This is a genomic window from Streptococcus sp. k-628 (assembly GCF_013277475.1).
Lineage (GTDB): Bacteria > Bacillota > Bacilli > Lactobacillales > Streptococcaceae > Streptococcus.
On record NZ_VMMZ01000003.1, the window covers coordinates 1 to 12756 of the forward strand.

Consider the following 12756-nt stretch of genomic DNA (forward strand, 5'->3'; position numbering starts at 1 on the left):
CAAACTAGGAAACTAGCCGCAGGCTGTACTTGAGTACGGCAAGGCGACGTTGACGTGGTTTGAATTTGATTTTCGAAGAGTATAAAAATGTCACATAAGACAAGACGTATTATTAGGAAGAGGATATGTTCCCAGCTATTTTTATTCAGAAATTGCTCTCTAATATTTCTTTAAAAAGTTCATCTAGTGAAACTATAAATAGGAAGAGAAAAAGCTAGCCCTTCTCAAGTTTTATCTAGTTTCCAAACTATAGTATTTACTGGAAATCTAAAGAAAATATCAGAAAAATTCAGCAAACGTTTTCTTCTTATTTTCTTGACTTTTTTGCTGATTTGTGCTTGACTTTTACTTGAAATTTGATAAACTATAGACAAATAGGAAAACGTATTCATTTAAAAACGGAGGAATAAGGAATGAATCAAGAAAAACGTTTGCATCGCTTTGTCAAAAAGTGTGGACTCGGTGTGTGTAGTGCTGTTGTTGCGGCCTTTTTATTGAGCGCTCAGGGAGTAGCTTTGGCTACAGAGCAAGGGAATCGTCCAGTTGAGACAGAAAACATCGCTCGTGGAAAACAAGCTAGTCAAAGTTCTACTGCTTATGGAGGAGCTGCTACACGAGCAGTGGATGGTAATGTTGATAGTGACTATGGGCACCATTCTGTAACGCATACAAACTTTGAAGACAATGCTTGGTGGCAAGTCGATCTTGGAAAAACAGAGAATGTTGGAAAAGTTAAACTTTACAATCGTGGAGATGGGAATGTAGCTAATCGTCTTTCTAATTTTGATGTTGTTTTGTTAAATGAAGCAAAACAAGAAGTTGCTCGTCAACACTTTGATAGTTTGAGTGGGAAGCCAGAACTTGAAGTTTTCTTCACAGCCAAAGGCGCTCGTTATGTAAAAGTGGAGTTGAAAACTAAAAATACCCCATTGAGCTTGGCAGAAGTGGAAGTATTTCGTTCAGCAACAACTCAAGTTGGACAGGATAGAACTGCACCAGTAGTAGATCAAACATCAGCATTGAAAGACTACCTTTTTGGCTTAACTTATAATCCTTTAGATATTTTAACTCGCAAGGGAGAAACCTTAGAAAATCGCTACAACACAAGTGCTAAGGAACAAAATGGAGAGTTTGTCGTTGTAGAAAAAATCAAGAAAACCCTCTCTACAGGCACAGCAGATGTTTCCATCAATGGAAATCAAAATGTCTTCCTAGGTGGCTTGTATAAAGCAAACCAAAATCTGCTAGAAAATCAGCCAGAATTGATTAGTCTTGCCCGTGCAAAGGGGACAGTCAGCGTCGATTTACCTGGTATGATTCAGTCTGACAGCCGAATTGAAGCAGATCCTACAACTAGTGGTATGCAGTCTGCGATGAATACCTTGGTTGAAAGATGGACAAAGAATTACTCATCTAGCCATTCCGTTCCTGCCCGTGTTCAGTATGAATCAACTACAGCCTATAGCATGAATCAATTGAAAGCAAAATTTGGTGCAGACTTTGAAAAAGCAGGTGCACCGCTCAAGATTGACTTTGAGGCTGTGCAAAAGGGTGAAAAGCAAATTGAAGTTGTAAACTTTAAACAAATCTACTATACAGCGACATTTGATGCACCGACCAATCCAGCGGCTGTATTTGACAAGAGTGTGACACCTGAAGATTTAAAACAAAGAGGTGTTGATTCACAAACTCCACCTGTATATGTATCAAACGTTTCTTACGGACGTCAAATCTATGTTAAGTTTGAGTCAGCAAGTAAGTCTACTGAATTAAAAGCAGCTATTAATGCGGTTATTAAAGGCGCAACAATTGCTCCAAATTCTGAATGGAGCCGTCTATTGAAGAATACTTCTGTAACAGCGGTAATTGTAGGAGGTAATGCTAGCGGTGCCGCCAAAGTTGTCACAGGAACAGTCGAAAACTTGAAGGAACTCATCAGAGAAGGAGCTAACTTTAGCGCTCAAAGTCCAGCTGTGCCAATCTCATATAAGACTGCCTTCCTAAAAGATAATGCCCAAGCAACTTTACAAAATAGTACAGACTATATCGAAACGAAGGTTACTTCTTACAAAAATGGCTTCTTGAAACTTCATCATAAGGGTGCTTATGTTGCGCGTTACTACATCTATTGGGATGAAATTACATATGATGAACAAGGAAATCCAGAAATCCGTTCACGTCAATGGGAAGATAACGGAAAAAACAGAACTTCAGGCTTCCAAACAGAGATTCAATTTAGAGGAAATGTCCGTAATCTTCGCATCAAGGTTCAAGAAAAGACAGGTCTTGTATGGGAACCATGGCGTACAGTTTACAACCGCACAGACTTACCACTAGTACAACAACGTACAATTACACATTGGGGAACAACTCTAAACCCTAAAGTTGATGAAAAAATTGTGAATGAGTAACGATTTGATTTACTTGATTCGATAGTAAACAGTGAAGAGGAGGAACTTCGATTTCTCCTCTTTTATGATTGACTTTTGAGAGAATGAAAAGATGAAAAGGGTAACTTCTATAGCAGATTGAAACTAGAATAGTACGTTGTTGCTATTAAAACATTTCTAGAAATTAAGTTGACTTTCCCAATAGATTTGTTCATGTCTTATTTCAATTCAATATAAAACTAACTTCCAGTTTTCCACAACCTAGCTTTTAGTATGAGAAAAACGCGTTGTTACAGACATAAGGAGCTTTTTGAGAAGTGGGCAATCCGTGCAATCAGATTTGATGGATGTTGGATGCATGATGCGATTGCGCTTGATTTCTTTTGAAATCGTTGACGGGTCTTTTCCCATCTTCTCAATGATGGAACGGAAAGTCTCACACTTAATTCCACCATAAAAATTCGTTTTAGACTAATTTCCACTTTGGTTAGGCAAGTGGAAGTTACTTTGAGAAGTTAGCAGAGCTAAAATTAAGAATAAAAAAGAAAAATATCTTGACAAGCAAGGGAAAATTTTGTTACAATAATAGACGGTACTTTTTACTTTTGGTCTCTCAAGAGTGTACAGGGACGTGCTGACAAATGTTGCAAAAGTACACACAGATGATAGCTGTCACCAAGTGTATCATCACCAAAAATAAAAAAACACAGGAGAATGTAGATGCCTACAATTAACCAATTGGTTCGCAAACCGCGTAAATCAAAAGTAGAAAAATCTAAATCACCAGCTTTGAACGTTGGTTACAACAGTCATAAAAAAGTTCAAACAAACGTTTCTTCACCACAAAAACGTGGTGTTGCAACTCGTGTTGGAACAATGACACCTAAAAAACCTAACTCAGCCCTTCGTAAATTCGCTCGTGTACGTTTGAGCAACCTTATCGAAGTTACTGCCTACATCCCAGGTATCGGACACAACTTGCAAGAACACAGCGTGGTGCTTCTTCGTGGTGGACGTGTAAAAGACCTTCCAGGGGTACGTTACCATATCGTCCGTGGTGCACTTGATACTGCAGGTGTTAACGATCGTAAACAAGGCCGTTCTAAATACGGTACTAAACGTCCAAAAGCATAAGGAAAGGGGATAAAGAGAAATGAGTCGTAAAAATAGAGCTCCAAAACGTGACGTATTGCCAGATCCGCTTTACAATTCACAACTAGTTACTCGTCTTATCAACCGCGTTATGCTTGATGGTAAACGTGGTACAGCTGCTTCAATCGTTTACGGTGCCTTTGAGCAAATCAAAGAAGCTACTGGAAACGATGCACTTGAAGTATTTGAAACAGCTATGGAAAACATCATGCCTGTACTTGAAGTACGTGCACGTCGTGTTGGTGGTTCTAACTACCAAGTCCCAGTTGAGGTTCGTCCAGAACGTCGTACAACACTTGGACTTCGTTGGTTGGTAACAATCGCTCGTCTTCGTGGTGAACACACAATGCAAGACCGTCTTGCAAAAGAAATCTTGGATGCTGCTAACAACACTGGTGCAGCTGTTAAGAAACGTGAAGACACTCACCGTATGGCTGAAGCTAACCGTGCATTCGCACACTTCCGTTGGTAAGATAGGATGCGAAAGCGTTAAGAAAGTCCCAGAGAAAATAGGGAATCGAAGCAGGTTGCGATTGCAACCAATGAGATTCATCTTTTTCTCCAGACTTTTAGCTTGAGCTCAACTATATCATGATGCTAGGAACGGTAAGGATGTAAGGTGAAAATAGAAAACTGACGCAGTATTCGACGAATACAAGGAAGTTTATCTTTTTCACACAGCATCCCGTTCCGACTCAAATCGGCTAATTAACTTTAGCCCAGGTTCAAATTAGCTAAATCGATTAGTATTAGCTATAACTCAACTTACCAACTCGTAAGTTGAAACCAACAATATCATGAAAACATTGAGAACGGGTAGGTCCTGCCTATCCGTTTTTATTAAAATCGTGTTATAATAGAATAGAAATCAAAAATAAATAGGAGAAACAAACCTCATGGCACGCGAATTTTCACTTGAAAAAACTCGTAATATCGGTATCATGGCTCACGTCGATGCTGGTAAAACAACTACAACTGAGCGTATCCTTTACTACACTGGTAAAATCCACAAAATCGGTGAAACTCACGAAGGTGCGTCACAAATGGACTGGATGGAGCAAGAGCAAGAGCGTGGTATCACGATCACATCTGCTGCGACAACAGCTCAATGGAATAACCACCGCGTAAACATCATCGACACACCAGGACACGTGGACTTCACAATCGAAGTACAACGTTCTCTTCGTGTATTGGATGGTGCGGTTACCGTTCTTGACTCACAATCAGGTGTTGAGCCTCAAACTGAAACAGTTTGGCGTCAAGCAACTGAGTACGGAGTTCCACGTATCGTATTTGCCAACAAAATGGACAAAATCGGTGCTGACTTCCTTTACTCTGTAAGCACACTTCACGATCGTCTTCAAGCAAACGCACACCCAATCCAATTGCCAATCGGTTCTGAAGATGACTTCCGTGGTATCATCGACTTGATCAAGATGAAAGCTGAAATCTATACGAACGACCTTGGTACAGATATCCTTGAAGAAGATATTCCAGCTGAATACCTTGACCAAGCTCAAGAATACCGTGAAAAATTGATCGAAGCAGTTGCTGAAACTGACGAAGAATTGATGATGAAATACCTCGAAGGTGAAGAAATCACTAACGAAGAATTGAAAGCTGGTATCCGTAAAGCGACTATCAACGTTGAATTCTTCCCAGTATTGTGTGGTTCTGCCTTCAAGAACAAAGGTGTTCAATTGATGCTTGATGCGGTTATCGACTACCTTCCAAGCCCACTTGACATCCCAGCAATCAAAGGTATTAACCCAGATACAGACGCTGAAGAAACTCGTCCAGCATCTGACGAAGAGCCATTTGCAGCTCTTGCCTTCAAGATCATGACTGACCCATTCGTAGGTCGTTTGACATTCTTCCGTGTTTACTCAGGTGTTCTTCAATCAGGTTCTTACGTATTGAACACTTCTAAAGGTAAACGTGAACGTATCGGACGTATCCTTCAAATGCACGCTAACAGCCGTCAAGAAATCGACACTGTTTACTCAGGTGATATTGCTGCTGCCGTTGGTTTGAAAGATACTACAACTGGTGACTCATTGACAGATGAAAAAGCTAAAATCATCCTTGAGTCAATCAACGTTCCAGAACCAGTTATCCAATTGATGGTTGAACCAAAATCTAAAGCTGACCAAGATAAGATGGGTATCGCCCTTCAAAAATTGGCTGAAGAAGATCCAACATTCCGCGTTGAAACAAACGTTGAAACTGGTGAAACAGTTATCTCTGGTATGGGTGAGCTTCACCTTGATGTCCTTGTTGATCGTATGCGTCGTGAGTTCAAAGTTGAAGCAAACGTAGGTGCTCCTCAAGTATCTTACCGTGAAACATTCCGCGCTTCTACTCAAGCTCGTGGATTCTTCAAACGTCAGTCTGGTGGTAAAGGTCAATTTGGTGATGTATGGATTGAATTTACTCCAAACGAAGAAGGTAAAGGATTCGAATTCGAAAACGCAATCGTCGGTGGTGTGGTTCCTCGTGAATTTATCCCAGCGGTTGAAAAAGGTTTGGTAGAATCTATGGCTAACGGTGTTCTTGCAGGTTACCCAATGGTTGACGTTAAAGCTAAGCTTTACGATGGTTCATACCACGATGTCGACTCATCTGAAACTGCCTTCAAGATCGCGGCTTCACTTGCTCTTAAAGAAGCTGCTAAATCAGCACAACCAGCTATCCTTGAGCCAATGATGCTTGTAACAATCACTGTTCCAGAAGAAAACCTTGGTGATGTTATGGGTCACGTAACTGCTCGTCGTGGACGTGTAGATGGTATGGAAGCACACGGTAACAGCCAAATTGTTCGTGCTTACGTTCCACTTGCTGAAATGTTCGGTTACGCAACAGTTCTTCGTTCTGCATCTCAAGGACGTGGTACATTCATGATGGTATTTGACCACTACGAAGATGTACCTAAGTCAGTACAAGAAGAAATCATTAAGAAAAACAAAGGTGAAGACTAATCTGTCCTCACTCTAGAAGGAAGTCACTTAGTGGCTTCCTTTTGTCTTTAGAAAATGCCTCTAAGTATGGTAAAATAGTAGAAGAATAATGTGAGGAAAATGAATGTCAAATAGTTTTGAAATTTTGATGAATCAACTGGGGATGCCTGCTGAGATAAGACAGGCTCCTGCTTTAGCGCAGGCTGATATTGAGCGAGTTGTGGTTCATAAAATTAGTAAGGTATGGGAGTTTCATTTCGTATTTTCTAATATTTTACCGATTGAAATCTTTTTAGAATTAAAGAAAGGTTTGAGGGAAGAATTTTCTAAGACAGGTAATAAAGCAATTTTTGAAATCAAGGCTCTGTCTCAAGAATTTTCAAATCAACTCTTGCAGTCCTACTATAGGGAGGCTTTCTCTGAAGGGCCATGTGCTAGCCAAGGTTTTAGGTCCCTTTACCAGAATCTGCAAGTTCGTGCTGAGGGCAATCAACTCTTTATTGAAGGCTCTGAGGCGATTGATAAGGAACACTTTAAGAAAAATCACCTTCCTAATTTAGCCAAACAACTTGAAAAGTTTGGTTTTCCAACTTTTAATTGTCAAGTCGAGAAGAATGATGTGCTGACCCAAGAGCAGGAAGAGGCCTTTCATGCTAAAAATGAGCAGATTGTTCAAGTGGCCAATGAGGAAGCGCTCCGTGCTATGGAGCAACTAGAACAGATGGCACCTCCTCCAGCGGAAGAGAAACCAGCCTTTGATTTTCAAACGAAAAAAGCTGCAGCTAAACCGAAGCTGGATAAGGCAGAGATTACTCCTATGATCGAAGTGACGACGGAGGAAAATCGTCTGGTCTTTGAAGGAGTTGTTTTTGATGTGGAGCAAAAAGTGACTAGAACAGGGCGTGTTTTGATCAACTTTAAAATGACGGACTACACTTCAAGTTTTTCTATGCAAAAGTGGGTTAAAAATGAGGAAGAGGCCCAGAAATTTGACCTTATCAAGAAGAATTCTTGGCTCCGAGTGCGTGGGAATGTGGAGATGAATAACTTCACACGCGATTTGACTATGAATGTGCAGGATGTGCAGGAAGTTGTTCACTATGAGCGGAAGGATTTGATGCCAGAAGGAGAACGGCGGGTTGAGTTTCATGCTCATACTAATATGTCGACCATGGATGCTCTACCAGAGGTTGAAGAAATCGTTGCGACAGCTGCTAAGTGGGGACACAAGGCGGTTGCCATCACGGACCATGGGAATGTCCAGTCCTTCCCACATGGCTATAAGGCGGCCAAGAAAGCGGGAATCCAGCTAATCTATGGAATGGAAGCCAATATAGTGGAGGACCGTGTCCCTATCGTCTATAACGAAGTGGGGATGGACTTGTCAGAAGCGACCTACGTGGTCTTTGACGTGGAAACGACGGGACTTTCAGCTATCTATAATGATTTGATTCAGGTTGCGGCCTCTAAGATGTACAAGGGGAATGTCATTGCTGAATTTGATGAATTTATCAATCCTGGTCATCCCTTGTCAGCTTTTACTACTGAGTTGACTGGAATTACAGATGACCATGTCAAAAATGCCAAACCACTGGAACAAGTTTTGCAAGAATTCCAAGAATTTTGCAAGGATACGGTCCTAGTCGCTCACAATGCGACCTTTGACGTTGGCTTTATGAACGCCAATTATGAGCGTCATGGTCTTCCAAGGATTAGTCAGCCAGTTATTGATACGCTGGAGTTTGCTAGAAACCTCTATCCTGAGTACAAACGTCATGGTTTGGGGCCTTTGACCAAGCGTTTTGGTGTGGCTTTGGAACATCATCACATGGCCAATTACGATGCGGAAGCTACAGGTCGTCTGCTTTTCATCTTTATCAAAGAGGTAGCAGAAAAACATGGTGTGACCGACTTGGCTAGACTCAACATTGATTTGATTAGTCCAGATTCTTACAAAAAAGCTCGGATCAAGCATGCGACCATTTATGTCAAGAATCAAGTAGGGCTAAAAAATATCTTTAAGCTGGTTTCTTTATCCAATACCAAGTACTTTGAAGGGGTGCCACGAATTCCAAGAACAGTTCTAGATGCTCATCGGGAAGGTTTGATTTTGGGGTCGGCTTGTTCGGAAGGTGAAGTTTTTGACGCAGTTGTTTCCCAAGGTGTGGATGCGGCGGTTGAGGTGGCCAAGTATTATGACTTTATCGAGGTCATGCCACCAGCTATCTATGCGCCATTGATTGCTAAGGAGCAGGTCAAGGATATGGAGGAACTCCAGACTATTATCAAGAGTTTGATAGAAGTTGGAGACCGCCTTGGCAAGCCAGTTTTGGCTACGGGAAATGTCCACTATATCGAACCAGAAGAAGAAATTTACCGTGAAATTATCGTCCGTAGTTTGGGACAGGGGGCGATGATTAACCGAACCATTGGTCACGGTGAACATGCCCAACCAGCACCACTTCCCAAGTCTCATTTTAGAACGACCAATGAAATGTTGGATGAATTTGCATTCTTGGGAGAGGAATTAGCTCGCAAATTGGTTATTGAAAACACCAATGCCTTGGCAGATATCTTTGAACCTGTTGAGGTTGTTAAGGGGGACTTGTACACGCCTTTCATAGACAAGGCTGAAGAAACGGTTGCTGAGTTGACCTATAAGAAAGCTTTTGAGATTTATGGAAATCCGCTGCCAGATATTGTCGATTTGCGGATTGAAAAAGAACTAACCTCTATTCTGGGGAATGGATTTGCTGTGATTTATCTGGCTTCCCAGATGCTGGTGCAACGTTCCAATGAACGGGGTTACTTGGTGGGTTCTCGTGGGTCTGTCGGTTCCAGTTTCGTTGCGACCATGATTGGGATTACAGAGGTTAATCCTCTTTCTCCTCACTATGTTTGTGGGAATTGTCAATACAGCGAGTTTATCACCGATGGTTCTTATGGTTCAGGATTTGATATGCCCAATAAGGACTGTCCTAAATGTGGTCATAAACTCAGCAAAAACGGACAGGATATTCCTTTCGAGACCTTCCTTGGTTTTGATGGGGACAAGGTTCCCGATATTGACTTGAACTTCTCGGGAGAAGATCAGCCTAGTGCTCACTTGGATGTGCGTGATATCTTTGGTGAGGAATATGCCTTCCGTGCAGGAACGGTTGGTACAGTAGCTGCCAAGACCGCTTATGGATTTGTCAAGGGCTACGAGCGAGATTATGGCAAGTTTTATCGTGATGCAGAGGTGGAACGTCTAGCCCAGGGAGCTGCTGGTGTCAAACGAACGACAGGCCAACACCCGGGGGGAATCGTTGTTATTCCGAACTACATGGATGTCTATGATTTCACGCCTGTTCAGTATCCAGCGGATGACGTGACGGCTGAATGGCAGACCACTCACTTTAACTTCCATGATATAGACGAGAACGTCCTCAAACTCGATGTACTGGGACATGATGATCCGACCATGATTCGGAAACTGCAGGATTTGTCAGGGATTGATCCTAATGAAATTCCTATGGATGATGAAGGTGTGATGGCCCTCTTTTCAGGGACTGATGTGCTAGGGGTGACTCCTGAGCAAATCGGAACACCGACGGGTATGCTGGGGATTCCAGAGTTTGGGACCAACTTTGTACGTGGAATGGTAGACGAGACCCATCCGACAACTTTTGCAGAATTGCTTCAGCTGTCTGGTTTGTCCCACGGTACCGACGTTTGGCTGGGCAATGCCCAAGATCTGATTAAGCAAGGAATAGCGGACCTATCGACTGTTATCGGTTGTCGGGACGACATCATGGTTTACCTCATGCATGCTGGTTTGGAACCTAAGATGGCCTTTACCATCATGGAACGGGTACGTAAGGGCTTGTGGCTCAAGATTTCCGAGGAGGAGAGAAACGGCTACATCGAAGCCATGAAGGGCAATAAGGTACCAGAGTGGTATATCGAATCCTGTGGGAAAATTAAGTACATGTTCCCTAAAGCCCATGCGGCAGCCTACGTTATGATGGCCTTGCGTGTAGCTTACTTCAAGGTTCATCATCCCATTTATTACTACTGTGCTTACTTCTCCATTCGTGCTAAGGCTTTTGATATTAAGACTATGGGTGCAGGCTTGGATGCTATCAAGCGCAGAATGGAAGAAATCTCTGAAAAACGGAAGAACAATGAAGCCTCTAATGTGGAAATCGATCTTTATACAACTCTTGAGATTGTCAATGAGATGTGGGAGCGTGGTTTCAAGTTTGGCAAACTCGATCTCTACCGTAGTCAGGCGACAGAGTTCCTCATCGACGGGGATACTCTCATTCCGCCATTTGTAGCAATGGATGGTCTGGGAGAGAACGTTGCCAAGCAGTTGGTGCGAGCGCGTGAAGAGGGAGAATTCCTCTCTAAAACAGAATTGCGCAAGCGTGGTGGACTTTCCTCAACTTTGGTTGAAAAGATGGATGAAATGGGTATTCTTGGCAATATGCCAGAGGATAACCAGTTGAGTTTGTTTGATGAGTTGTTTTAAGGCCTTGGAGGGAAAAAAATGAAACTAAGAATTTTTGCGGAAGATAAGCCGGCTGAGAAGGTATTTGAATATCAATTAGAACTTGCTGATCGTACAATTCTTCTATCAACAGCACTATTGTCGGGCGCTATTGCTTTAGCAGGATTATTTTCTGCTTTGAAAGAAAAATAAAAATAGAAAAGAGAAGACAACATGGTTTTACCAAATTTTAAAGAAAATCTAGAAAAATATGCGAAATTATTGGTTGCGAACGGAATCAACGTGCAACCTGGTCACACTTTGGCTCTCTCTATCGATGTGGAGCAACGTGAGTTGGCTCACTTAATTGTCAAAGAAACTTATGCCTTGGGTGCGCATGAGGTTATCGTTCAGTGGACAGATGATGTCATCAATCGCGAGAAATTTCTCCACGCACCGATGGAACGTTTGAACAATGTACCAGAATACAAGATTGCTGAGATGAACTATCTCTTGGAGAACAAGGCTAGCCGTCTTGGGGTTCGTTCATCTGATCCAGGTGCTTTGAACGGTGTGGATGCTGACAAGCTTTCAGCTTCTGCTAAAGCTATGGGACTTGCTATGAAGCCAATGCGCATCGCAACTCAATCTAACAAGGTTAGCTGGACTGTAGCAGCCGCTGCTGGACTTGAGTGGGCTAAGAAAGTCTTTCCAAATGCTGCGAGCGATGAAGAAGCAGTCGATCTCCTTTGGGACCAAATTTTCAAAACTTGCCGTGTCTACGAAGCAGATCCTGTTAAGGCTTGGGAAGAGCATGCAGCTATCCTCAAGAGCAAGGCTGATATGCTTAATAAAGAACAATTTTCAGCCCTTCACTACACAGCGCCAGGAACAGATTTGACCCTTGGATTGCCGAAGAATCATGTTTGGGAATCAGCTGGTGCTATCAATGCACAAGGCGAAGGATTCTTGCCAAATATGCCTACAGAGGAAGTCTTCACAGCGCCTGACTTTCGTCGTGCAGATGGTTATGTAACCTCTACAAAACCGCTTAGTTATAACGGAAATATCATCGAAGGTATTAAGGTGACCTTTAAGGATGGACAAATCGTAGATATCACTGCTGAGAAGGGTGATCAGGTTATGAAAGACCTTGTCTTTGAAAATGTGGGTGCGCGTGCCTTGGGTGAATGTGCCTTGGTACCAGATCCAAGCCCAATTTCTCAGTCAGGCATTACCTTCTTTAACACCCTTTTCGATGAAAATGCGTCAAATCACTTGGCTATCGGTGCAGCCTATGCAACTAGCGTCGTTGGTGGAGCAGAGATGAGCGAAGAGGAACTTGAAGCTGCAGGGCTTAACCGTTCAGATGTTCACGTAGACTTTATGATTGGTTCTAACCAAATGGATATCGATGGTATCCGTGAGGATGGGACACGTGTACCACTCTTCCGTAACGGAGATTGGGCAAATTAAGGAGATAATATGTTAGGAAGTATGTTCGTTGGTCTCCTAGTGGGATTTTTAGCAGGTACTCTGACCAATCGTGGAGAACGCATGGGATGTTTTGGAAAAATGTTTCTCGGTTGGATTGGTGCCTTTATAGGCCACTTGCTTTTTGGGACTTGGGGACCGATAATAGCAGGAACTGCCATTATTCCGGCAGTACTAGGTTCCATGATTGTCTTAGCGATTTTCTGGAGACGAGGAAGTTAATTTCTTAAATCTGATACTCAATGAAAATCAAAGAGCAAACTAGGAAACTAGCCGCAGGCTGCTCAAA

Annotated in this window: 8 protein-coding genes and 1 pseudogene; 8 read left to right on the plus strand and 1 reads right to left on the minus strand. The window is 42.4% G+C overall.

Translation table 11 applies throughout. The annotated features are described in order from the left end of the window. The first annotated feature begins 413 nt into the window (after nucleotides 1–413). Nucleotides 414–2411, plus strand: a complete 1998-nt coding sequence (locus HT730_RS00575) for a thiol-activated cytolysin family protein (protein ID WP_173306481.1) — start codon at nucleotides 414–416, stop codon at nucleotides 2409–2411. A 265-nt stretch (nucleotides 2412–2676) separates the two neighbouring features. Here the strand turns inward: HT730_RS00575 and HT730_RS00580 are convergent. Beyond that, nucleotides 2677–2837: pseudogene (locus tag HT730_RS00580) on the minus strand (helix-turn-helix domain-containing protein); the annotation flags it as partial. Between the two features lie 273 nt (nucleotides 2838–3110). On the opposite strand from HT730_RS00580, the gene rpsL reads away from it, so the two are divergent. The 7 genes from rpsL to HT730_RS00615 all read left to right on the plus strand — a co-directional run bounded on the left by rpsL (nucleotide 3111) and on the right by HT730_RS00615 (nucleotide 12689). Further along, a complete protein-coding gene (gene rpsL / locus HT730_RS00585; RefSeq protein WP_001142332.1) occupies nucleotides 3111–3524 on the plus strand; it encodes a 30S ribosomal protein S12 in 414 nt (137 codons plus the stop codon). 19 nt (nucleotides 3525–3543) lie between these two features. Then, on the plus strand, nucleotides 3544–4014 hold the full coding sequence (gene rpsG / locus HT730_RS00590; RefSeq protein WP_000087873.1) for a 30S ribosomal protein S7: 471 nt from the start codon (nucleotides 3544–3546) through the stop codon (nucleotides 4012–4014). A gap of 424 nt (nucleotides 4015–4438) precedes the next feature. Beyond that, on the plus strand, nucleotides 4439–6520 hold the full coding sequence (gene fusA / locus HT730_RS00595; protein ID WP_000090345.1) for an elongation factor G: 2082 nt from the start codon (nucleotides 4439–4441) through the stop codon (nucleotides 6518–6520). Between the two features lie 103 nt (nucleotides 6521–6623). Continuing rightward, a complete protein-coding gene (locus HT730_RS00600; RefSeq protein ID WP_173306482.1) occupies nucleotides 6624–11015 on the plus strand; it encodes a PolC-type DNA polymerase III in 4392 nt (1463 codons plus the stop codon). A gap of 18 nt (nucleotides 11016–11033) precedes the next feature. Further along, nucleotides 11034–11186 (plus strand): hypothetical protein, encoded by a 153-nt coding sequence (locus tag HT730_RS00605; RefSeq protein ID WP_173254582.1) that lies wholly within the window; start codon nucleotides 11034–11036, stop codon nucleotides 11184–11186. A 21-nt stretch (nucleotides 11187–11207) separates the two neighbouring features. Continuing rightward, on the plus strand, nucleotides 11208–12449 hold the full coding sequence (locus tag HT730_RS00610; RefSeq protein WP_173306483.1) for an aminopeptidase: 1242 nt from the start codon (nucleotides 11208–11210) through the stop codon (nucleotides 12447–12449). A 9-nt stretch (nucleotides 12450–12458) separates the two neighbouring features. After that, on the plus strand, nucleotides 12459–12689 hold the full coding sequence (locus tag HT730_RS00615; protein ID WP_000901572.1) for a GlsB/YeaQ/YmgE family stress response membrane protein: 231 nt from the start codon (nucleotides 12459–12461) through the stop codon (nucleotides 12687–12689). The last annotated feature ends 67 nt before the right edge of the window (nucleotides 12690–12756 follow it).

Coding starts and splice junctions, on each gene's coding strand:
- HT730_RS00615 (WP_000901572.1), top strand. CDS start 12,459: ATGTTAGGAAGTATGTTCGTTGGTCTCCTAGTGGGATTTTTAGCAGGT.
- rpsG (WP_000087873.1), top strand. CDS start 3,544: ATGAGTCGTAAAAATAGAGCTCCAAAACGTGACGTATTGCCAGATCCG.
- HT730_RS00600 (WP_173306482.1), top strand. CDS start 6,624: ATGTCAAATAGTTTTGAAATTTTGATGAATCAACTGGGGATGCCTGCT.
- HT730_RS00610 (WP_173306483.1), top strand. CDS start 11,208: ATGGTTTTACCAAATTTTAAAGAAAATCTAGAAAAATATGCGAAATTA.
- HT730_RS00575 (WP_173306481.1), top strand. CDS start 414: ATGAATCAAGAAAAACGTTTGCATCGCTTTGTCAAAAAGTGTGGACTC.
- rpsL (WP_001142332.1), top strand. CDS start 3,111: ATGCCTACAATTAACCAATTGGTTCGCAAACCGCGTAAATCAAAAGTA.
- fusA (WP_000090345.1), top strand. CDS start 4,439: ATGGCACGCGAATTTTCACTTGAAAAAACTCGTAATATCGGTATCATG.
- HT730_RS00605 (WP_173254582.1), top strand. CDS start 11,034: ATGAAACTAAGAATTTTTGCGGAAGATAAGCCGGCTGAGAAGGTATTT.